This window comes from Streptosporangium sp. OZ121, from assembly GCF_051918885.1.
Taxonomy (GTDB): domain Bacteria; phylum Actinomycetota; class Actinomycetes; order Streptosporangiales; family Streptosporangiaceae; genus Streptosporangium.
In genome coordinates, this window is sequence record NZ_JBPXMC010000001.1 from 905,006 (window position 1) to 925,344 (window position 20,339).

The 20,339-nt window shown below is 70.0% G+C and carries 20 protein-coding genes and 1 pseudogene; 10 read left to right on the top strand and 11 right to left on the bottom strand.

The window, feature by feature from the left end; genetic code table 11:
• Nucleotides 1-399: 399 nt before the first annotated feature.
• The 7 genes from ACTOQ1_RS04195 to ACTOQ1_RS04225 form a co-directional block, all read right to left on the bottom strand.
• Nucleotides 400-888 (bottom strand): hypothetical protein, encoded by a 489-nt coding sequence (locus ACTOQ1_RS04195; protein ID WP_440064542.1) that lies wholly within the window; start codon nucleotides 886-888, stop codon nucleotides 400-402.
• Between the two features lie 152 nt (nucleotides 889-1,040).
• Complete coding sequence (locus ACTOQ1_RS04200) at nucleotides 1,041-1,583, bottom strand: hypothetical protein (RefSeq protein ID WP_440064544.1); 543 nt, start codon at nucleotides 1,581-1,583, stop codon at nucleotides 1,041-1,043.
• Nucleotides 1,584-1,666: 83 nt separating this feature from the next.
• A complete protein-coding gene (locus tag ACTOQ1_RS04205) occupies nucleotides 1,667-2,758 on the bottom strand; it encodes a lipase family protein (protein WP_440064546.1) in 1,092 nt (363 codons plus the stop codon).
• A gap of 36 nt (nucleotides 2,759-2,794) precedes the next feature.
• A complete protein-coding gene (locus tag ACTOQ1_RS04210) occupies nucleotides 2,795-4,234 on the bottom strand; it encodes an MFS transporter (RefSeq protein WP_440064548.1) in 1,440 nt (479 codons plus the stop codon).
• Between the two features lie 607 nt (nucleotides 4,235-4,841).
• Nucleotides 4,842-5,126, bottom strand: a complete 285-nt coding sequence (locus ACTOQ1_RS04215; protein WP_440064549.1) for a helix-turn-helix domain-containing protein — start codon at nucleotides 5,124-5,126, stop codon at nucleotides 4,842-4,844.
• Complete coding sequence (locus ACTOQ1_RS04220) at nucleotides 5,126-5,623, bottom strand: DUF2975 domain-containing protein (protein ID WP_440064551.1); 498 nt, start codon at nucleotides 5,621-5,623, stop codon at nucleotides 5,126-5,128. The genes ACTOQ1_RS04215 and ACTOQ1_RS04220 overlap by 1 nt, the downstream gene beginning before the upstream one ends.
• Nucleotides 5,624-5,744: 121 nt before the next feature.
• Nucleotides 5,745-7,913: a family 16 glycoside hydrolase gene (locus ACTOQ1_RS04225; protein ID WP_440064552.1), complete on the bottom strand. Its 2,169-nt coding sequence runs from the start codon at nucleotides 7,911-7,913 to the stop codon at nucleotides 5,745-5,747.
• A gap of 246 nt (nucleotides 7,914-8,159) precedes the next feature.
• On the opposite strand from ACTOQ1_RS04225, the gene ACTOQ1_RS04230 reads away from it, so the two are divergent.
• The 7 genes and pseudogenes from ACTOQ1_RS04230 (at nucleotide 8,160) to ACTOQ1_RS04260 (ending at nucleotide 14,803) form a co-directional block, all read left to right on the top strand.
• Complete coding sequence (locus tag ACTOQ1_RS04230; RefSeq protein ID WP_440064553.1) at nucleotides 8,160-9,179, top strand: LacI family DNA-binding transcriptional regulator; 1,020 nt, start codon at nucleotides 8,160-8,162, stop codon at nucleotides 9,177-9,179.
• Nucleotides 9,180-9,342: 163 nt separating this feature from the next.
• The gene (locus tag ACTOQ1_RS04235; protein WP_440064555.1) at nucleotides 9,343-10,674 is read left to right on the top strand and encodes an extracellular solute-binding protein; all 1,332 of its coding nucleotides are present in this window, start codon (nucleotides 9,343-9,345) and stop codon (nucleotides 10,672-10,674) included.
• Nucleotides 10,675-10,687: 13 nt separating this feature from the next.
• The gene (locus ACTOQ1_RS04240; RefSeq protein WP_440064557.1) at nucleotides 10,688-11,623 is read left to right on the top strand and encodes a carbohydrate ABC transporter permease; all 936 of its coding nucleotides are present in this window, start codon (nucleotides 10,688-10,690) and stop codon (nucleotides 11,621-11,623) included.
• Nucleotides 11,623-12,474, top strand: coding sequence for a carbohydrate ABC transporter permease (locus tag ACTOQ1_RS04245; RefSeq protein ID WP_440064558.1), 852 nt, complete (start codon nucleotides 11,623-11,625; stop codon nucleotides 12,472-12,474). Before ACTOQ1_RS04240 ends, ACTOQ1_RS04245 begins: the two co-directional genes overlap by 1 nt.
• Before the next feature lie 2 nt (nucleotides 12,475-12,476).
• Nucleotides 12,477-14,081, top strand: coding sequence for an FAD-dependent oxidoreductase (locus ACTOQ1_RS04250; protein ID WP_440064559.1), 1,605 nt, complete (start codon nucleotides 12,477-12,479; stop codon nucleotides 14,079-14,081).
• Nucleotide 14,082: 1 nt separating this feature from the next.
• A pseudogene (locus tag ACTOQ1_RS04255) lies at nucleotides 14,083-14,223 on the top strand (family 1 glycosylhydrolase); the annotation flags it as partial.
• A gap of 124 nt (nucleotides 14,224-14,347) precedes the next feature.
• Nucleotides 14,348-14,803 carry a GNAT family N-acetyltransferase gene (locus ACTOQ1_RS04260; RefSeq protein ID WP_440064561.1) on the top strand — a complete coding sequence of 152 codons (456 nt, stop codon included), beginning with the start codon at nucleotides 14,348-14,350 and terminating at the stop codon, nucleotides 14,801-14,803.
• A gap of 472 nt (nucleotides 14,804-15,275) precedes the next feature.
• On the opposite strand, the gene ACTOQ1_RS04265 is transcribed toward ACTOQ1_RS04260, so the two are convergent.
• From ACTOQ1_RS04265 to ACTOQ1_RS04280, 4 genes are all read right to left on the bottom strand, one after another.
• Nucleotides 15,276-15,539 carry a hypothetical protein gene (locus ACTOQ1_RS04265; RefSeq protein WP_440064562.1) on the bottom strand — a complete coding sequence of 88 codons (264 nt, stop codon included), beginning with the start codon at nucleotides 15,537-15,539 and terminating at the stop codon, nucleotides 15,276-15,278.
• Between the two features lie 391 nt (nucleotides 15,540-15,930).
• Nucleotides 15,931-16,773 carry a hypothetical protein gene (locus ACTOQ1_RS04270; RefSeq protein ID WP_440064563.1) on the bottom strand — a complete coding sequence of 281 codons (843 nt, stop codon included), beginning with the start codon at nucleotides 16,771-16,773 and terminating at the stop codon, nucleotides 15,931-15,933.
• On the bottom strand, nucleotides 16,770-17,684 hold the full coding sequence (locus ACTOQ1_RS04275; protein WP_440064565.1) for an ATP-binding cassette domain-containing protein: 915 nt from the start codon (nucleotides 17,682-17,684) through the stop codon (nucleotides 16,770-16,772). Before ACTOQ1_RS04275 ends, ACTOQ1_RS04270 begins: the two co-directional genes overlap by 4 nt.
• Before the next feature lie 83 nt (nucleotides 17,685-17,767).
• Nucleotides 17,768-18,283 (bottom strand): cupin domain-containing protein, encoded by a 516-nt coding sequence (locus ACTOQ1_RS04280; protein WP_440064567.1) that lies wholly within the window; start codon nucleotides 18,281-18,283, stop codon nucleotides 17,768-17,770.
• Nucleotides 18,284-18,475: 192 nt separating this feature from the next.
• On the opposite strand from ACTOQ1_RS04280, the gene ACTOQ1_RS04285 reads away from it, so the two are divergent.
• From ACTOQ1_RS04285 to ACTOQ1_RS04295, 3 genes are all read left to right on the top strand, one after another.
• Nucleotides 18,476-18,775 carry a winged helix-turn-helix transcriptional regulator gene (locus ACTOQ1_RS04285; protein WP_440064568.1) on the top strand — a complete coding sequence of 100 codons (300 nt, stop codon included), beginning with the start codon at nucleotides 18,476-18,478 and terminating at the stop codon, nucleotides 18,773-18,775.
• Nucleotides 18,776-18,822: 47 nt separating this feature from the next.
• On the top strand, nucleotides 18,823-19,308 hold the full coding sequence (locus ACTOQ1_RS04290; protein WP_440064570.1) for an RrF2 family transcriptional regulator: 486 nt from the start codon (nucleotides 18,823-18,825) through the stop codon (nucleotides 19,306-19,308).
• Nucleotides 19,309-19,860: 552 nt separating this feature from the next.
• Nucleotides 19,861-20,334, top strand: a complete 474-nt coding sequence (locus ACTOQ1_RS04295; protein WP_440064571.1) for a VOC family protein — start codon at nucleotides 19,861-19,863, stop codon at nucleotides 20,332-20,334.
• Nucleotides 20,335-20,339 lie beyond the last annotated feature (5 nt).

Consider the following 20,339-nt stretch of genomic DNA (forward strand, 5'->3'; position numbering starts at 1 on the left):
TCCACAGCGGCGGGCATGTCGGGGCTCCTCGGATCGGTGTGCGATCAGGCTGCCGCCGGGCGGTTGCACTCGTCTTGCAACATCCTTGCGTGCGAATCGCCATACCTGCCGCATGCCCTCGCAGGCGTCCGAACGCCCGTGACACTCACCGTCCGGCCCGGCTTCACGGCCTCGGCGACAAGGCGGCGAGGCCGTGAAACGGCGAGGCGGCGAGGCCGTGAACCGCCTTGACGGCCTCGCGGGCTCTGGTCGTCCAGGCCCGCGAGGCCGTCGCCGCCGGCCGCGCCCCCATGGCCTTCCGCCGGCCGCTCACCAGGAGGTGCCTCGCACCCCGGTGGCCGTTCACGAGGAGGTACCTCGCACTCCCCGCCCGGGGTCCGGGATCCGGGGATCACCGGATCAGTAGCGACCGTGCACCGTGTTCGTTCTCTTCGTCATGCGGGAGTACCCGGGGGCGTTGAAGACGACCTTGGCGTAGACCTCGTCGCCGGCACCTTCGAGCGAGGAGTCGTCCTCGTCGAGGATGGAGCACCGGATCGTGGGAGCGGAGATGATGATCAGCCCTCCCCCGTTCCGGTCCGATCCCGCGCTCAGCTGCGCGTAGCCCGCCTTGTACAGCCGGTTGTCGTAGACGGCGTCCTCGCCCCAGATCTCGACCTGGGCCGTCGCGCCGTTGTCGACCAGGTACTGCGCCTGGGCCTGCGTCATGCCGACCTTGCCGAAGGTGAGGACCTTGCAGCCGGCCGCCTCCTTGGTGATCGTCAGCCGGGCGGTCAGCGCGCCGGGTACGTCGTCGGCCTGGGCGGGCGTGGCCGCGAGGCTCAGAGCCAGCGCCGTGGCGGCACCCAGCGCGGCGGCCAGGCGGGCGGTTCTCTTGACTGCGGACATCGTCGTTCCTCCGGTGTGCGTCTGGACCGGGCGGGTGTTCGCCCAGGTCGAATCGGTGTTCGTCTGGTCGGTGTTCGTCTGGTCGGTGTTCGTCTGCGCTGGACCGGCGTTCGCCCGGGGCGGAGCCGCGTTCGTCTCGGTCGGTCCGGCGTTCATCGGGGCTGGGACCGACGCGACTGCTTGCGCGTCCTGACGTAGCGGTTGGTCGCGGGAAGCCAGCACGCCACGACGGCGAGCAGCGTGCCCAAAACGGCCAGCGCGGCCGCGAATCCGGTGATCGGGGACACCATGTCCGTGAGATCGCGTAACCCGAGGAGAACGACGACGGGGGTGAGGACGCTCAGCACCACCCGGGCCCATGTCCTGCCGTCGCGGACGGGCAGCAGGAGCAGGACGACGATCGCCGCGAGGAAGAGCCAGACGTACGCCCGAGCCTGGAGGGAGCCGAACGCGGCCTCCACCGCGGTGTCCACGACGGAACCCACGGCCTCGGAGTCGATCTCCAGGCCGAGTTCGTCGCTCACGTAGCTCCGCAGCAGGCTTCTGCCCGCGATCAGGGAGACCGCCGCCGACGACAGCATGGACACCGCGGCCACCGCGGTGGCCAGGGTGGCGACCAGCAGCGTCCCCGGCCTGCGGGGCTGGTACGCGCTACCGCCTGCCATCTGGTGCGTGGCAGAAATGTGGTCACTCATCTGTGTTCCTTTCGATGGTTTTGCACGGCTCATCTGCCGTACAACTCACTCCACGTACGGCTCACTCGCCGTACGGAGAGAAATCAGTGGAGCCCCTGGGCCAGGCGGCCGGCGAGCCACTCGACGGCGTCCGGGGCGCCGGCGAACGCGCCGGAGAGGTGTTCCTCGGCCCGTACCTCGGCCCAGGTCACCTCGGCGCCCAGGGCGGTGTAGTCCGCGAAAAGTTCCCTGCCGAGATGGGTGGGGACCAGCGCGTCGTCGGCGACGTGGTAGAGGTAGAGCGGCGCGCCCGGCGCGTGACGGCCGTTCTTCTCGCGGTCGAGGAGTTCCCGCCAGACGGGCTCGTCCCAGGGATTCTCGCGGACCGTGTGGTGGTGCATGGGTTCGGGGAACTCGACGATCAGCCCGGTCACGTCCAGGGTCGCGGCCCGCGCCGCGGCCGCCCTCCCGCTCTCGCTGAGGATCGCGCCGAGGGCGGGATCCCGGTGGGCGTGGGCCAGGCCGACGAGGACCGCGAGCCCGAGCCCGGAGAACGGTCCCCCGTCGATCGCCTTCACCGCCGCCCGCAGGTCGGGGAAGACCCCGCCCGCCGCCACGCCCCGCAGGTCCAGGTCCGGCGCGTAGGACGGCTGCAGTTCCGCCGCCCAGGCCGCGTAGCGTCCGCCTTCCGAGTAACCCCAGACCAGCACGGGCCCTCCCGCGACCGGACCTCCGTCGAGCCCGGTGGCCGCGCGGACGATGTCGAGCATCGCGTGGGCGCCCGACCGGCCCGCGCCGTAGGTGTGCGGACCCGGCATCCCGAGTCCTTCGCCGTCGGTGACGGCGACACCCCAGCCGCGGGCCAGCGCGAGCTCGATCAGCGTTATCTCGATCTCGGTGCCCGACCGCATCAGGTGACTCGGCGCGGTGTCGCGGCCCAGACCGTGCACGCCGACCCCGTAGCCGAGAATCGGCCGCGGGCCGGTACCCGGCCAGGCGGCGGAGGGGACGAGGACCGTTCCCGAGACCGCGATCGGCCGGTCGAGCGAGTCCGTCGAGGTGTAGACCACCTGCCAGGCGGTGGCCTCCGTGTCGATCTTGATCTCGACCCGCCGGGAGCGCAGGAGCTCACCGGGACGGCCGACGTGGTCGTCCGGCGCGTAGAACGGGTCGGCGCTGGGAGGAGGGATGGACATGACACGACCTTTCCGAGCTGGGAGGGGAGGCGCCGGTCAGCGCTTCCGGGTTGTCCACACGGCGACGACGAGCGCGAGCGCGGCGAGCACGCCCGCGGCGGCGAAGCCCTGACCGAATCCGGAGACGAGGGCCTCGCGCATCACGGCCGGCGCCGGCGCGGCGGAGGCGGTCCGGACCCGGTCGGCCAGCTCCGCCTCGGTCACCGAGGCCGCCAGGGCGGCGAGCATGGCGACGCCGATCGTGCCGCCCACCGCCTGGAAGGTACTGAGCAGCCCGGACGCGATACCGGCGTCCGCGTCGGCGACATCGGTCATGGCCGAGGCCGCGTTGGCCACGAACGTCGTCCCCACTCCGGCGCCGAGTCCGATGAGGGCGGGCAGCAGCAGGGCCGGATAGGAACTGCCGGTGTCGAGCATCACCAGGCACAGCGCCGCGGCCGCGGTCGCGGCGGTGCCGCCGATCACCAGCACCCGGGACCCGGTGACGTGCATGAGCCTTCGGGTGACGATCGCGAAGACGAGCACGCCGGCCCCGACCGGCAGGAACCTGAGACCCGCCTCGATCGGCTCCTGGCCGAGCACGTCCTGCAGCGCCCGGCTGAGGAAGAAGAAGGCCGGGTAGAGGCAGGCGAACAGCAACCCGGCGATGAGGTAGGCGCCCAGCCGGGTGCGATGGGCCAGCAGCCTCAGCGGCAGCATCGGCTCGGCCGTCGCACGCTCGACCAGGACAAAGACCACGAGGAGCAGCGCGGCCGCGCCGAGGGCGACGGTGGCGGTCAGGTCGCCCCAGCCGTCGCTGCCGGTCCGGATCATGCCGTACACCAGGGAGGTCAGCGCGGCGGTGCCCACCGCGGCGCCCAGCACGTCCAGCCGGCGGCGCGCTCCGGTCGACTCGGGCAGTACGCGTGGCGCGGTGGCCAGCAGCACGACGCCGATCGGCACGTTCAGCAGGAAGACCCAGCGCCAGGAGGCCAGTTCGGTCAGGACGCCCCCCAGGACGAGCCCGATGGTGATGCCGAGGCCCGCCATCGCCCCGTAGGCGACCATGGCCTTCGTACGGGCCGGACCCGGCGGGCAGAGCGTCGTGATCAGGGAGAGGGTCGTCGGGGTGGCGAGCGCGGCGCCGAGCCCCTGCCCGACCCGCGCGGCGAGCAGGAGCGCGGGATCGTACGCCAGCCCGCCGAGCAGGGAGGAGACCGTGAACACGAAGATCCCGGCCATGAGGGTCCGGCGATGCCCGACCAGGTCACCGGCCCGCCCGCCCAGGAGCAGCAGCCCGGCGTAGGCCAGGGTGTAGGCGTCGATCACCCAGGCCAGCCCGGCGTTCGACAGGGCGAACTCCCGCTGCATCGCGGGCAGGGCCAGATTGACGATCGTCACATCCAGGGTCGCCATCAACTGCGCCGTGCAGATGAGCGGTATCGCGAACGCGCTCAGCCGTTTCCCGGACCTTCCGAGAACGTTTACCGCGGTCATCGCCGTCTCCTTCGCCGTGGGTGCCTGAGATTTGCGGTGGTGCCTTGAGGCCTTGCGGTGGTGCCTTGAGGTCGTGGAACCCGCGCCGTCCGCTCGTCCGCTCGTCCGCTCGTCCACGGAAAGGCGACGCTGCCCGGAACGCGCCGACCCCCTTCGGGAGAAGGGCCGGCGAGCCGGACACCCCTAAGGTGTTCCATCCGGTTCCACCCCCCGTTCCATCCCGGGCCCCTCCCCCTCTCGGCCTTCCTCGGCGAGCCGACCGGAGGGATCGAGCGGGGAATCACCGGCGGCACGAGCCGCCCGCAGGTCGGCTCGACGAGGCGCCGCGGACCCGGTGTCCGGACGGGAAGCCACCCGGCGCCGTCCCCGGAAACACGAAAGACCCTGACCTGTTTTCACAGGTCAGGGTCTTGTTGGGGTTCTCTTCCCGCGGGTCTCGCCCAGGGCGGCGGTGACGCGGGTGTGGCCGTCGCCTCACGGGAGGCCGGACCGCCGGCCCGGCCGGGTGACGGCCTACGGGGTGAGGGCGCGCGCCGACCTGTCGACACCCGTGAGCCCCGGGAGGCGCGACGCACCGTCCATGGCCACCGTCACCGGCGGCCGAGCGTCACCCGTTCGCGGCGTCCACGGCGTCCGCAGTGTTCCCGGTGTTCCCGGTGTTCCCGGTGTCCTCGTCCTCCGTGACATCCCCGGCCTCCCAGCGCAGCAGGTCGCCCGGCTGGCACTCCAGCACCTCGCAGAGCGCGGCGAGCGTCGTGAAGCGCACCGCCTTGGCACGGCCGTTCTTGAGCACCGCCAGGTTGGCCGGCGTGATGCCGACGCGGTCCGCGAGTTCGCCCACGGACATCTTCCGCCTGGCCAGCATCACGTCGATGTCGACGGTGATCGGCATCAGATCACCTCTTCCAGCTCGGCCCGCATCCGCGCCGCCTCGACGTCGCGCGCGACGGCCTGGGCGAGCAGCATCCGCAGCACGAGCACGATGAGCGCGACCCCCAGGATCGCCACGACGACCCCGCATATCAGGAGGACCACCCCCGGGGCGACGGGTTCGCCGGGCGCCAGGAGGACCGCGTACGCGAACACCACGAGGGCGGCCGCCACGAGCGCGCCGATCACGATGTGCACGTACCGGAAGGCGGCGTGGGAGAACACGGTCCCGCGGCGCACCATCGTCACGAGCCGCCACACGCAGACCAGGACGACCTGGACCGTCACGACACCCAGGACCGTGATCACGAGAAACGGGGTGCGCAGGTACGCGTAGTCCGGGTTGAGCTGCTCCATGTCGGCGGCCAGCAACGGCACCATCACCGCCTGTACGAACACCGAGCCGGCGAGCAGCACCACGAGCACGGCGCGCAGCGCGAGCACTGTCAACTTTCCCATCGTCTCCCCTTCAATCGACTAGCGATGGAAATGTATCGATATTCGATAGGTACGGCAAGTTGTCAGGCCGGTAGGGGAGGCGAGACTCCGGTACGGGCGCGCGGCTCGGCGCCCTGGAGTCCTAAGGCGCCGTGACCCGCAGGTCGTCGAGGGTCGCGGTGCTCGAGTGCATGCGGAGACCGACCTTGCCGGTCGTCAGCTCGCCGGCGGGGGCGGTCCAGGTGAGCACCTGGTTCCCGTCGACGAAGCCGGTGACGGTCGAGCCGGACACGGTCGCCCTGAGCGTGCGGAACGCGCCGGGAGTGATCGGGACGGAGGCGCCGGCGACCTGGGTCAGGGTACCGCCGACCTTCCTGTACAGGTCGGCGGTGTCGGTGCCGTCGTTGAGGCGGAACAGGTAGAAGTTGGCGGCGTCGGCGTACCGGAGGACCAGGCCCGCGTTGGCGCTCGCGTTGTCCAGCCGGATCCGCCCCTGGACGGTGTAGTCGGTCCAGCCGGCGGAGCCGGTGACGGAGAGGCTCTCCGCGGCGGCGGTGGAGGTCTGGGAGTACGCGCCGTTCGCGACCGACCACGAACCGCCGGTGCTCGCCCAGCCCGCCGCGTCGCCGTCGCCGAAGTCGTCCGACAGCAGGGTGGTGACGGGCGCCGCGGCCGACTCGTGCGCGCCCCGGTCGGGAGAGCCCTGGTAGAGCGCGGTCCCGAAGAAGTCCTGAGCGCCGGGCGAGGAGACCGCGACGCCGCTGTCGATCCCGGGCGAGCCCGGCTGGAGTTTGTAGGCGCCCGCGGAGGCCAGCCCAGACGCGCCGCCCGCCGCGACGAACTGCGGGCTGGCGATGATCTTGTGTGGGTCGTTGGGCTGGGCGGCGTTGGTGCCCGAGTAGAGGTTGTGGTCGTAGGTGACGTTGCCGCTGATGCTGTAGGCCCCGCTCCCCTGGTTGACGAAGATGTTGTTCGTGTAGGCCACCTTGCCGGTCGACGTCCCGGTCATCTGGCCCGTCTGCCCGGCCGAGCGGTAGAAGACGTTGTTGTGGACCTTCAGGTCGCCCGACCCGCTGACCAGGTGGAACACCCCGACGCTGCGGTCCAGGTCGTTCTGGGAGATGTTGTAGCGGAACACGTTGTCGTCGGTCTGGTCCATGACGAGCAACGTGCCGCCCTCGTTGTCCTGGCTGTAGTTGTACTGGTAGACGCTGCGGTAGACCTGCTGGTCGAAGTCCCAGGGCTGGCCGTCGCCGTCGAGTTTGCGGGTGCGGAAGGCCTGGTTGAACTGGAAGACCGCGTCGGTCGTGGCGTACATCCACTGCGCGGCGACGACCGCGATGTCGTCCAGGTACGGCAGGGTCGAGGTGGTGGACTCGCCGATCCGGTCGGTGGTGTTGCGCTCGACGAGCGGGGCCAGCCCGGACCGGACGAGGATCCCGTCGCGGTGGATCCGGGTGACGGTGTTGCCGCGGATCACCAGCTCGCGGAAGGCGTCGAGGTCGTGCGCCCACGTGGTGTTGAGCAGCGCGTCGGTCATGGTCTGGATGCCGGTGTCGGCGACGTTGTCGACGGTGTTGCCCTCGATGAGCACGTCCGTCCAGGTGCTCTCGGGTCCGGTGGAGGTCCCGCGGGCGTGGAAGTTGATCCCGCCGGTCCGCCGGTCGGTGCCGAACACGTCGTGGATATAGGTGTTCTTGACGTGGATGTGGGTGAAGTTCCCCGCGCCGGCGCCCTCGCCGACGACGAGGACCCCGCTGCGCCGCCGGTCGGTGGGCTGCTGCCCGCTGGTGATCTCGAGCCCCCCGATCTCCCAGTGCGAGACGTTCTTCAGCCGCACCCCGAAGCCCTCGCCGTCGACGGCCGTGTCGGCGAAGTCGATGCGGGGCTTCGCTCCGGTGCCGTACTGGCCGAGGACGATCGGCGCCCCGGCCGCGCCCGAGCCGTGCAGGTCGAGGTACTGGCCGGTCCAGACGCCGCCGGCCTTGAGCAGGACGCTGTCGCCCGGACCGAAGGTCTGGGCGTTGACCTTGCCGAGCGTCCGCCAGGCGGCCGCGGGCGAGGTCCCGGCCGCGCCGTCGGAGCCGCCGGTCGCGTCGACGTAGTAGGTGGTCCCGGCGCCGCGCGCGTCAACGGCGGCGTCGGCACCGGCGCCGCGGACGGTCCCGGACACCTCGGCGTGGGCGGCGCCGTGGACGGTCCCGGCCGTGCCGGCGCCGGCACGGTGGACGGTCCCGGCCGCGTGGACGGACTGGGGCAGGAGCAGGGTGGCGGCGAGCGCCAGGACGGCTGCGGCTTCGGGGAGCCCCACGCTGATACCTCTGATTCGTATTAGTAATATCTGACCTGCAGAAATATGAGATCCCCCGATTCGTAACGGGAAGATAATCCGCGGTCTTCATGGTCGTCAAGGGCAGATTTCCGGCATGTTTCAAGATTCTTTCGCCGGGAGTGTTGACAGCGCCCCGTCCGTCTTGCAACGGTTTCGCCAATACGAATCAGCCAGCCACCCTCTCCTGGCTGTTCCCCCTCAACTGATACGAATCAGGAGATCGCGATGGACGGAGTGCGGCGCCGAGCCCGTCAGGCCGACGTGGCCAAGCTCGCGGGCGTCTCCCAGGCGACGGTCTCGGCGGTCATCAACGGCCGGGGTCCGGAGACCGGGATCCCGGAGCAGACCGTCCAGCGCGTCCTGGAGGCGGTGCGCCAGCTCGGCTACGTCGCCAACCCGGCGGCCCGCAGCCTGCGCGGGAAGCGCAACCGGCTGCTCGGGGTCTACACCTTCGAGTCAATCTTCCCCCTCGACCAGCTGGACTTCTACCACGAGTTCCTGGTCGGCATCGAGCAGCAGGCCGTCGCGGACGGCTACGACCTGGTGCTGTTCGCCTCCACCGAGGATCTCGACGGCCGCCGCCGGGTCTACAGCGACGGGGTGAACCGGCTCGCGCTCGCCGACGGCAGCGTGCTGCTCGGCGTCGAGCCCGGCTCCACCGAGCTGGCCAGACTCGCCGCCGAGGGATACCCCTTCGTTCACATAGGGCGCAGGACCGTGCCCGGCACCGAGATAGCCTGGGTCGGCGCCGACTACGCCAGCGCCACCAGGGACACCGTCGGCAGGCTCGCCGCGCTGGGCCACCGGCGCATCGCCTACGTCACGGGACCGGACCGGATGGAGGTCTTCCTCGACAAGGAGGCCGGCTACCGGGCCGGCTGCGCCGACGCGGGGCTGCCCGAGCTGATGTACGTCACGTCGCAGCTCGACCCCGCCTGGGTCGACGCCGCGCACGCCGGCGGCGTCACCGCCGTCCTGGCCGAGAACGAGCCCCTGGCCAGGCAGCTCGTCGCCGCGCTGGGCGAGCGCGGCCTGGCCGCCCCCGCGGACATGTCGGTGGTCGTCCTGGTGACGATGACCGAGAGCGGCTGGAGCAGCCTGCGGATCCCCCGCAACGAGATGGGCCGGGGCGCGGTGAAGATGCTCACCCGGATCCTGACCGGTTCCGACACCCCCGGCGACCACCAGCAGTTGCTGCCCTGCGGCCTTCCCGACGATCACATGATCGGCCCGCCCAGGACCTGACCACGGATCACATGATCGGCCCGCCCGGAACCCGACCACAGATCACATGATCATTCCCTCCGGAGCCTGACCACAATCGAATACTCCCAGCTCCCGGCGATCCAGCGCCGGGAGCCGGCCTCCCACACCCCGAACCCCCCATACTCCGAAACAGGAGAAAATCATGATCATCAACCGGTGGACAGCCGTCGGCAGACGCGGATTCCTCGCCGTCGCGGTCGGCGCGGGCGTTCTTCTCGCCGCGACGGCCTGCGGGACGGGCGGCGGCGGCAGCGGGGGCGGCGGGGGCGGCGGGGGCACGGCCGACACGCTGACCGTCTGGTTCCCCGGCAACTCCGCCCCGGAGATCGAGCTCGTCACCAAGAAGCTGGTGCCCGAGTTCGAGTCCGCCAACAAGACGAAGGTCCAGGTGACCTTCGTCGACTGGGCCCAGATGTCGCCCAAGCTCAACGCCGGTTTCGCCGGCAACAACGCCCCCGACGTGTTCGGCCACGGTCCGGCCGCCGCCGCGGGCTTCGCCGCGGCCAAGCGGATCGAGCCGCTCGACGCCCGGATCGCCGCCCTGCCGGAGGCGGACAGGACCGACCTCGCCCCCTACCTGGCGAGCGGCCAGGTGGCCGGCGGGCAGTACCTGATCCCGCTGGGCGGCAGCGGCGTCCTCGTCGCCTACCGCAAGGACCTGCTCGACAAGGCCGGTGTCACCGAGCCCGCCACCTGGACGGAGGCCGCCGAGGCGGCGAGGAAGCTGACCGTCCGCGACGGTGGAGCGATCCAGCAGGCGGGCCTGATGCTCCAGTCCGCCAAGATCCAGCGGGTGCAGAGCTTCCAGGGGCTGATCGGCTCGGAGGGCGGCGAGCTGCTGTCGGCCGACGGCAAGGAGGTCACCTGGAACTCGCCCGAGGGCGTGAAGGCGCTGGAGTACTTCGCCGGGCTCTACGGCGGCGACGGCAAGGTCAGCGACCAGCTCGGCCTCGACTTCGCCAACCAGCCCGCCGGGCAGAACCCGCTCGCCACCGGCAAGGCGGCGATGGTCACCGCGACCACCGGGCAGATACTCCAGATGGTCAAGGCCGTGCCCGACCTCGCCTCGAAGATCGGAGTGCTGCCCCCGCTGAAGGCCGTCGACGCCAAGACCTTCGGCGGGGCGACCACCGGCCTGTTCGTCAACGCCGACTCGGCGAAGAAGGACCTCGCCTGGAAGTTCGTCGAGTTCATGGTCTCCAAGGGCGTGAACGAGCGCTACGCCGAGACCGTCGGCGGGCTGCCGGTGCGCGCCTCGGCCGCCCAGGGCGCCTACGTCACCGGGCAGCCGCTGCTGAAGCCGTTCATCGACGCCGCGCCCGCGTACGTGGGCAGCCCGAACGTCCCGGCCTGGGTGCAGGTCCGCGACGTGCTCGACAAGCACCTGGAGACGGCGCTCGCCGGGAAGGCGACCGCGAAGCAGGCGCTGGACGACGCGGCGGCCGAGGCCGGGCCGCTGCTCGCGGCCCGGTGACGGCGATCCAGTGATGGCGCTCCTCACCAAGCACGGCAAGACCCGGCCCGCGGCGGCGCCGCCGCGGGCCGGGGCCCGGGGAAGAGGCCCGACCGGCCGCCGCAAGCTCGTCGGGCTCGCCTTCACCGCCCCGGTCCTGGCCTACATGGCGGTCTTCCAGCTGTTCCCCGTGCTGTACGGGTTCTACCTGAGTTTCACCGGCTACAGCCCGCTCGACCGGGGCGCGCCCCGGCTGGTCGGCACCGACAACTACGCGGCGCTGCTCGGCTCGGCCGACTTCCTGAAGTCCCTGCGGGTGACCGCCCAGTTCGTCGCGGAGGTGCTGCCGTTCGCGGTCGGCATCGCGCTCGGGCTCGCGCTGCTGGCCAACCGGAAGATGCCCGGCATCGGGCTGTTCCGGGCCGGATTGTTCCTGCCCCGCATCGTCCCGCTGACGGCCGTCAGCCTGGTGTGGCTGTGGATGTACTCCCCCGACGGCTGGTTCAACGACCTCGCGGGCTCCCTCGGCCTCGATCCGCGCGACTGGCTCCTCGACGAGGACACCGCCCTGCACTCGGTCGCGGCCATGCGGGTGTGGAAGGCCCTCGGCGGCAACATGGTGCTGTTCCTGGCCGGGCTCCAGGCGATCCCGGCCACCCTGTACGAGGCCGCGAAGATGGACGGCGCGGGCGCCTGGGCCAGGTTCCGGCACGTGACGCTGCCCGGCCTGCGGCCGGTCATGGTCTACGTGATCACGATCAACATCGTCTACCTGTCGCAGTCGTTCGCCGAGATCTTCATCCTCACCGGCGGCGGGCCGCTCGGCTCGACGACGACCACCAACTACCTGATCTACCAGGAGGCGTTCCAGAACAACCGGTTCGGCTCCGCCAGCGCCATGGCCTTCGTCCTGTTCGCGGCGATCTTCGCCTTCGCGCTCGTCGCGATGCGCGGGAACGGGCGGAAGTGATGCGGAGACCAGGATCCGTCCTCGCGCTGGTCATCGCCACGCTGCTGGTGCTCGTGCCGTTCTGGTGGATGGTCTCGATCGCCTTCAAGCCCGAGTCCGAGGTGTTCTCGGCCGAGCCGCGGCTGCTGCCGCGGAACCCGGTCCTCGACAACTTCTCGACCGCCCTGGACGCGGGCAACCTCGGCACGGCGATGACGAACTCGCTGATCGTCGCCCTGCTGGTCGTCGTCGCCAACTGCGTGTTCGCGCTCCTGGCCGGGTACGCCTTCGCCAAACTCCCCTACCGGGGAAGCAACGCGATCTTCATGACGATCGTCGCGACCACGATGGTGCCGGTGGCGGTGACCCTCATCCCGCTGTTCCTGATCGCGAAGGGGATCCCGCTGGCGGGCGGGAACGACATCACCGGGCAGGGCGGTTCCGGGCTGCTCGACTCGCTGGCCGGGCTGACCCTGCCGCACCTGATCGGGCCGCTCAACGTCTTCCTCGCCCGGCAGTACTTCCTCGGGCTCCCCGACGAGCTGGGCGAGGCCGCCCGGGTCGACGGCGCGAGCGAGTTCAGGCTCTTCTGGAAGATCTATCTGCCGCTGGCGAGGCCGCTGGTCGCGACCGTCGCGGTGTTCGCCTTCACCGCCGTCTGGGACGACTTCCTCTGGCCGCTCGTCGTGACGAGCTCGCCCGGGACGCAGACCGTCCAGCTGGCGCTGAGCAAGTTCCTGACCGGCGGAAACGTCGCCTACGGACCCGCGATGGCCGGCTCGGTGCTGGTGCTGCTGCCGATCCTGGCCGTCTTCGTATTCAACCAACGCAGTTTCGTCGCCGGCCTGTCCGAGGGCGGCGTGAAGGGATGATCATGCAGGAGACGCACACGCCGGTGCTGGTGGTCGGAGGGGGCCTCGGCGGTGTCGCCGCGACGCTGACCGCCGCGAGGCTCGGCCGGCGGGTGGTGCTCACCGAGGAGACCGACTGGCTGGGCGGCCAGCTGACCAGCCAGGCGGTCCCGCCGGACGAGAACCCGTGGATCGAGTCGCGGTACGCCTCGTCGAGCTACCGCAGGCTGCGGCAGGGCATCCGCGAGTACTACCGCCGCAACTACCCGCTCCGCGCCTCGGTGGCCGCGCAGCGCCTGCTCAATCCGGGTCTCGGCGTGGTCAGCGGGCTGTGCCACGAGCCGCGGGCGGCGCTGGCCGTCATCGAGGAGATGCTCGCGCCGTACCGGACCGCCGGGCTGGTCACCGTCCTGCCGCGGCACACGCCCGTGGCGGTCGAGGTGACGGGCGACCGGGTCGAGGCGGTCACCTTCACCCGGCCCGACGGGACCGAACTGGTCGTGGCGGCCGACTACGTCGTGGACGCCACCGAGCTCGGCGACCTGCTCCCGCTGGCCGGGGTAGAGCACGTGATCGGCGCGGAGGGCGTCGCCGACACCGGGGAGCTCCACGCCGCCCCCGTGGCGAACCCCCTCGACCAGCAGGCCGTCAGCTGGTGCTTCCCGCTGGAGTACCGGCCGGGCGAAGACCACACGATCGACCGCCCGGCGGGCTACGACCACTGGAGCACCCACAAGGCCCCGTTCTGGCCGGGACCCCAGCTGTCGTGGACGGACGTGGAGCCGATCGACCTGTCGGTGCGCTCGCGCGGCCTGTTCCACGACAACGGGCACATCCCCGGAAAGCACGACCTGTGGCACTTCCGCCGGATCGTGGCCGCGGAGCAGTACGAGCCCGGCACCATCTCGCACGACGTCACCCTGGTCAACTGGCCGCAGATCGACTACTGGGACCGGCCGCTGATCGGTCCCGGCGCGGACCGAGAGGCCGCGCTGGCGGGCGCCCGCGACCTGTCGCTGTCGTTCCTGTACTGGATGCAGACCGAGGCCGGATACCCGGGCCTGCGGCTGCGTCCCGATCTCGTCGGGACCGGGGACGGCCTGGCCAAGGCGGTGTACGTCCGGGAGTCGCGGCGGATCAAGGCGGAGTTCACCGTGCTGGAGCAGCACGTCGGGGTGGAGGCGCGCGGCCCGCTCGCCGGGTCCGAGGTGTTCGCCGACTCGGTCGGGCTCGGCTCCTACCGGATCGACCTGCACCCCAGCACCTCCGGCCGCACCTACGTGGACGTCGACTGCTACCCCTTCCAGATCCCGCTCGGCGCGCTGCTGCCCCAGCGCGTCGACAACCTGCTGCCCGCCAACAAGAACATCGGCACCACCCACGTCACCAACGGCTGCTACCGGCTCCACCCCGTCGAGTGGAGCATCGGCGAGGCCGTGGGCGCGCTGGCCGTCCAGGCACTCGCCGCCGACCTGCCGCCGCGCAAGATCCGCGCCGATCCGGCCCGGCTCGCCGACTTCCAGCGGACGCTCACCGACGCCCTCGGCGTCACCCTCGCCTGGTCGCAGGAGATCAGAACCACCCCGTGCGGCCGCCAGCCCGCCGTACCCCAGCTCGTGGAGGACTGACATGACCGCGGCGACCGGCCCGGCGTTTCCCGCCGACTTCGTCTGGGGCGCCGCCTCCGCCGCCTACCAGATCGAGGGCGCCGCCCGTGAGGACGGGCGCGGACCGTCGATCTGGGACACCTTCTCCCGGACGGCCGGGCGGGCGGGCGACGCGGTCTCATCCTGTCGCCGAGGTCCGCGCCCGAGCCGTCTTCGCGACCGGCTCCGGGCGGCCCGAGAATGTGAGGTGGTACCCGCAGGACCGAAGCCAGAAGAAAGGCCGGCACATGAAAATCGTCCTCGACGACCTCTCCGGTCCGGAGATCGCTGGATTTCTCGACGAGCACGTCCAGGAGATGCGATCCATCACGCCCCTGGAGAGCAAGCACGCCCTTGACCTGGACGGGCTTCGCAAGCCCGAGATCACGTTCTGGTCGGTCATGGACGGTGACAGCCTGGTGGGCTGCGGTGCGATCAAGAGGCTGGACCCGGATCACGCCGAGGTGAAGTCGATGCGCACCGCGCCGGCGCGCAAGCGGAGCGGGACCGCGTCCCTGTTGCTGGAGCACATCATCACCGAGGCGAAACGCATGGGGTTCACCCGGCTGAGCCTCGAGACCGGCGCGACCGAGTTCTTCCTGCCCGCCCGGAAACTGTACGAGAAGTTCGGGTTCGATTACTGCGAGCCGTTCGCGGATTACCGGCCCGACCCGTACAGCGTGTTCATGACAAAGGTGCTTTGAAAGATCTTGATCTACGGATCCTGACGATTTCCCGGTGACGGCCGCGAAACCCGTCTCGCCCTGTCCGGGTCGCCGAGGACGGCACGGCGCGGGCGCGTGCCCGCTCACGGCCCGGTCACCGAAGCGAGGTACGACCACACGACGCAGCGGAGAGGGGCCGCGAGGGGGTCCTCCCTGCCCGCACCACACCCGCCGAAACACGGGGAAGCCCGGTCCCCGTGATGCTCGCGCTTACCCCCACGGCACGGAGCCGGTCCTCGGTCCGGTGCCGTGGCCGGACAGGTTCACCGAGGTGCCGATACCCATTTATCTCGCATTTCCTCTTTGTCTCTCAATATAAGAAATCTCGTGATCCACGCGAATCATGTCCATGGATCGCGACAAGCGCGGAGTGCCGGAGACCCGGAGCCGTGCTCAGAGTCCGGAAACCATGACGACAACTCTCCCAGGCCGCGAAATCTCCGAAGTCGTATCAAGAAGGGAGCCAGGACGGCCACCAGGGCGGTTCGCAATCACCCGTGATCCTTTCGGTGGCCACGTCGTGAACGATCATGACCATTGGCCCGACGATCGAGACCAGGGCGGCCAGAAGCATCAGAGTCGCCCTCAGCCAGGAGCGATTCGCGAACCAGGGCAGGCGGGAAAGCAGAATGATCGGCAGCGAGGCGAGCAGGGAGATGCCGGAAAGGACGGGAAAGATGACGAACCGGCTCGCCGCCCAGATCAGGCCGGCCAAACTCTCTCCGGCACTTGAATCACCAAGGCAGTAACCTTGCGTCCTGGCCGCCAGCACGATATCCAGGCAAGTTCCCGATGTTGCACACTTAAACGCGATAAACGCCGATATCCCACAGCCCGTGGCCCAGAGCACATCACTCGCCCCTGGGGCGTCTCGCTCAGTCACGGCGCAATCAAAACAGACGCCTATGCTCGTTGAGCGCAGGGAATGTGAGGATACGGTGCAGATCCCCCTCGGTCATCTCTCACGAATGTTCTGCGCGCCTGGCCGGGCACGAGTCCGAGGTGCCGACCTGCCGGGCTTCACCTGGGCGACGCCCGCACCCCACGGAGGCGACCGGGTTTCCGGCGCCCGCATCTCCCGTCCGGGGACGGGAGGTACGGGTGGATCACGCGTCGCGGCGAGAGAAAGCGAGCCATCCCGCCCCCAGTGCCACGACCACATAGCACGCCAGGACCGCCGCGGCCGCGGGAGGCGACAGCAGGTACGCCGACTCGGCACCCACGACCTGGGGAGCGAGGTTGGGAATCAGCACCGAGGCCACCCACAGGTGGAGGGGCGCCGGCAGGAAATGCGCGAAACTCGGTATCACCAGGGTGAGCGCCACGATCACCGTCACCGTCGCGGTCGTCGACCGTATGGCCGCTCCGAGCCCCAAGGCCACGAGACCGGTGACGAGCGTGGTGACGGCCGTACCGGCCGCGGAGGGGATCGCGTCCCACCAGTGAGCCCAGGGATTGAGCGGCGCGGGCCGGTCGCCCAGGACGAGCAGGGCGACGACCTGCGACAGGCCCGCGAACAGCGCACCGCCGGCGAACGCGACGCAGGCGACCAGCACGGTCTTGGCGGCCAGCAGCATCCGCCGCCGAGGGACCGCGACCAGGCTGGGACCGATGGAGCCGGTCGAGAACTCGGTGGTGACGGCCAGGGCACCGAGACAGCCGATGAAGAACGCCACGACCGGCATGACGAGGACGGCGGGATCGGCGCCCTCGAAGGACGCCTGCTCCTCCGGCGAAGCCCGATCGTAGGAGCCGACGTGCATGATGAGGACGACCAGGCCGATCAGGGTGGACACGGCCGCTCCGCCCCAGACCGCCCACGTGGAGCGTATGGTCCGGAGCTTGAGCCATTCCGCCGCGACGACGTCCTTCACGGACGCGAGCCCTGACACGGCGTTCTCGGGCGAGGCATGTCCCGGCGGTGTGGTCTGCGGCGACATGAGGATCACAGGCTCTTCCTGCCGCCGGCGCGGTAATCGGCGGTCTCGTCGGTCATTTCGAGGTAGACGTCCTCGAGCGTGGCGCTGCGCGGCGTCAGCTCGTGGACCGGGATGCGATGCTCGGCGGCGAGATCGCCGATCGTGGCGGTATCGGCGCCCGTCACCGCGAGACTGCTCCGCGGCCCGTACGACACCGACGCGCCGGCGCCCTGCAGGATCCTGCCCAGCTCCACGTGTCTCGGGGATCGGACCAGGGTGTCGCGGTGGAAGCGCCTGGCGAGGTCCTCCATGGAGGTCTCGGCGATCAGCCTGCCCCGTCCGATGATGAGCACATGGTCGACGGTCTGCGCCATCTCGCTCATCAGATGACTGGACAGCAGTACCGTCCGGCCTTCCGAGGCGAGCGTGCGCATCAGGTCGCGTATCCAGCGGATGCCCTCGGCGTCCAGGCCGTTCACCGGCTCGTCCAGCAGGACGACGCCGGGATCGCCCAGCAGTGCCGCCGCGATGCCCAGCCGCTGCCGCATACCGAGCGAGAAACCCCCGATGCGCTTGTGCGCCACGTCCCGCAGCCCCACCTGCTCCAGCAGCGCCGAGATCCTGGAGGAGCCGATGCGGTGACCACGGGCCAGGCAGGCGAGCTGGTTGAACGCGGTGCGGCCCGGGTGCACGGCACCGGCGTCGAGCAGCGTGCCCACCTCGTACAGCGGCCGGCTGATCTCCGCGTATCGGCGCCCGTTGACCAGGGCCACGCCGGACGTCGAGCCGTGCAGGCCGACGATGACGCGCAGGGTCGTGGACTTCCCCGCGCCGTTGGGTCCCAGGAAACCGGTCACCCGCCCGGGGCGGGCTTGGAAGGACAGCCGGTCCAGTGCGAGTGTCGAACCGTATCTCTTCGTCAGCTCTCTTACTTCGATCACATGAACACGGTGACAAAACCGTCCCCGCCGGCGCGTCTGACCACGGTCGGAACTTCCGCGTCCGCCCACGGTCATACGAACCCTCAGGCGGGGTCAGGCAGCATGATCGGCTTGATCAACCTGGCCATCGTCTCGAGCCGGGCGATCTGCTCATCGTCCAGGGGCGGCGGCGTCTCGCCGTCCCTGGCAGGCGTCGCATGGTCGACGAAGACCTGCTCGGGTCCGGGCGGGGTGAACATGAAGAGCATCCTCGCGGCGTGCATGCGCTTGTTCTGGAAGCTGTGGCGGATGCCCCGCGGAACGTGGATGAAGTCGCCCGCGACGGCGGTGAACCGGTGGTCGCCGTCCAGGAACTCCAGCTCGCCGTCGAGCATGTAGAAGGTCTCCTCCTGCTCGGGGTGGATGTGCGGGCCCGGCCCACCGCCCGCCGGGACGGTGGCCTCGATGAGGCCGAAACCGCCGTTCGTCTGCGCTCCCGTCGCCTTGATCGTGTAGACGTCGCCGACGGCCCACACGGTCGGACCCTGCCCGGAAGGTACGTAGAGGGCGCCGCGGGTGGTGTATCGGGGGTCCTCGGAGGTTTGGTAGGGAAGGCTCACGTCAATCTCCTGCTCTTTTCACAAGGTAAGTTTCGGGAGGTCGGGAACAAGCTGCCGTTCCCCCCGGGACACCCGCAAGAAGGCAGTTGTGTGTGCTGTAGTACCAAGGAGGGAACCGACATGGCGGAAATCGCCGAACAGGCCGCGGAATTGGAGTCCTCCTGCGACGAACTCCGGAGCATTCTTTCGCGTGTGGGCGAGAAGTGGGCGCCCCTGGTGATGGCGGAGCTCGTCTCCGGGCCACGACGCTTCAACCAGTTGCGGCGGCTGCTGGCGCCGATCACCCAGCGCATGCTGACGGCCACACTGCGCGGCCTGGAGTGTGACGGGCTGATCACGCGCACCGTGCACCCCACCGTCCCGCCCCAGGTCGAGTACGACCTCACCGACGCCGGGCGGGAGCTGCTGGCCATCATCGGCCGGGTCGCACGCTGGACCGACAAGCATCTCGAGGCCATCCACAGCGCCCGGGCGGCATGCCGTGGCCGGTGAGCAGGCATTTTTTGACAGATTGAAACTGGATGTCTAATGTCCAGGTTGTGCGAACGGGCAAGGGCGTCGAGTGGGCGATGCATACGCTGCTCAATCTGGCGTGGCTGGGGGACGGCGAGCCGGTGGCGACCGCCCAGCTGGCCGCCGGCCACAACCTGTCGGCGTCCTACCTGAACAAGCAGCTTCAGCAACTGGTCAAGGGGGGCCTGCTGGAGTCCGTTCCGGGTGCGCGGGGCGGCTTTCGCCTGACCCGCCCCCTGGCGGCGATGTCGGTGCTGGACGTGGTCCTTGCCGTTGAGGGGGATGCGCCGCTCTTCCGCTGCACCGAGATCCGCAGGTGCGGCACCATTGGTGAGCGATGCCCCGATGCCAGCTTCGCTCAGCCGTGTGCGGTGAAGATCGCCATGGGGCGAGCCGAAGCAGCCTGGCGGCAGGCACTGGCCGAGCAGAGCCTCGCCGACGTGCAGGCCGCGGCCGACGAACACGCCCCCGCCGTGGGGGCACATGTTCGCCAGGCGCTCGGGCACGACTGACCCTTTTCCCGCGCGGCGTGATCGCGCGATCTTTTCGGAGGTTAACCTGGATAAAATATATCTAGATTGTTGACGGTGGATTCGCCGGTGCGCGGCACCGTCAAGGAATACGTCGCCGGCCCCGGGCGAGCGGAAAAGGCTCGGGTCAGCACTCACGTCGAGGACCCTGAGGGCTGCGGCCGATCGCCGCCTCTACGGAAAAACCCTGCCCGGTCTTTGACGACATTGCCGTCCGGCGCTGTCGACGCATTCCTCAACGACATCCCCGACTGCCGGTGGCGCGCGTCAGGGCCGTGATCAGCCGGCGGAGCGGAGGCCGAAGCGGCCGCCGTGACGCGGATGACCGGCAGGAACCGTCGCTCACGGCCGGGGACGGCGCATCGGGCCGAGCCCTGTCCGGCAACCTGCACCGCAGCCGCACACAGGGTACGGCTGTGGATCAAGAGAGAAACCATGCGGCGGCGGCATGTGCCGCACCGCCGATCATAATCACCTGCTGAACCGGTGACGCACGGCGTGTGATTCACCGACGTCAAGAAAGATGGACCCCAGATGGACCTGAAACTCGAACTCATCGTGCTGCCCGTATCCGACGTCGACCGGGCCAAGGCCTTCTACGAGGCGGCGGGATTCCGCCTGGATCTCGACAAAGCCGTCAGTGAGAACTGGCGCGCGGTGCACCTCACGCCGCCAGGCTCCGAGTGCTCGATCATATTCGGCGAGGGGATCACCTCCGCCGCGCCCGGCTCGGTCCAGGGCCTCTACCTCGTCGTCTCCGACATCGAGGAGGCCCGCGCCGAGCTCGTCGGCCGGGGCGTCGAGGTGAGCGAGATCTTCCACGATGCCGGAGGGCTCTTCTACCACGGCCACGGCGGCGGAGAGGTCACCCACCGGATCGAGGGCCAGGGGCCGACGGCCGGTCCGCACCCCGACCGTGCCGACTACGGCTCCTACGCCACCTTCGGCGACCCGGACGGCAACGGCTGGGTGCTCCAGGAGGTCAAGAAGCGGGCCCCCGGCCGCTGACACCA

What these genes read in the sequence shown, in the direction of transcription:
- ACTOQ1_RS04195 (WP_440064542.1), bottom strand. Translation starts at nt 888, where the DNA reads ATGTCCGCAGTCAAGAGAACCGCCCGCCTGGCCGCCGCGCTGGGTGCC.
- ACTOQ1_RS04200 (WP_440064544.1), bottom strand. Translation starts at nt 1,583, where the DNA reads ATGAGTGACCACATTTCTGCCACGCACCAGATGGCAGGCGGTAGCGCG.
- ACTOQ1_RS04205 (WP_440064546.1), bottom strand. Translation starts at nt 2,758, where the DNA reads ATGTCCATCCCTCCTCCCAGCGCCGACCCGTTCTACGCGCCGGACGAC.
- ACTOQ1_RS04210 (WP_440064548.1), bottom strand. Translation starts at nt 4,234, where the DNA reads ATGACCGCGGTAAACGTTCTCGGAAGGTCCGGGAAACGGCTGAGCGCG.
- ACTOQ1_RS04215 (WP_440064549.1), bottom strand. Translation starts at nt 5,126, where the DNA reads ATGCCGATCACCGTCGACATCGACGTGATGCTGGCCAGGCGGAAGATG.
- ACTOQ1_RS04220 (WP_440064551.1), bottom strand. Translation starts at nt 5,623, where the DNA reads ATGGGAAAGTTGACAGTGCTCGCGCTGCGCGCCGTGCTCGTGGTGCTG.
- ACTOQ1_RS04230 (WP_440064553.1), top strand. Translation starts at nt 8,160, where the DNA reads ATGGACGGAGTGCGGCGCCGAGCCCGTCAGGCCGACGTGGCCAAGCTC.
- ACTOQ1_RS04235 (WP_440064555.1), top strand. Translation starts at nt 9,343, where the DNA reads ATGATCATCAACCGGTGGACAGCCGTCGGCAGACGCGGATTCCTCGCC.
- ACTOQ1_RS04240 (WP_440064557.1), top strand. Translation starts at nt 10,688, where the DNA reads ATGGCGCTCCTCACCAAGCACGGCAAGACCCGGCCCGCGGCGGCGCCG.
- ACTOQ1_RS04245 (WP_440064558.1), top strand. Translation starts at nt 11,623, where the DNA reads ATGCGGAGACCAGGATCCGTCCTCGCGCTGGTCATCGCCACGCTGCTG.
- ACTOQ1_RS04250 (WP_440064559.1), top strand. Translation starts at nt 12,477, where the DNA reads ATGCAGGAGACGCACACGCCGGTGCTGGTGGTCGGAGGGGGCCTCGGC.
- ACTOQ1_RS04260 (WP_440064561.1), top strand. Translation starts at nt 14,348, where the DNA reads ATGAAAATCGTCCTCGACGACCTCTCCGGTCCGGAGATCGCTGGATTT.
- ACTOQ1_RS04295 (WP_440064571.1), top strand. Translation starts at nt 19,861, where the DNA reads ATGGACCTGAAACTCGAACTCATCGTGCTGCCCGTATCCGACGTCGAC.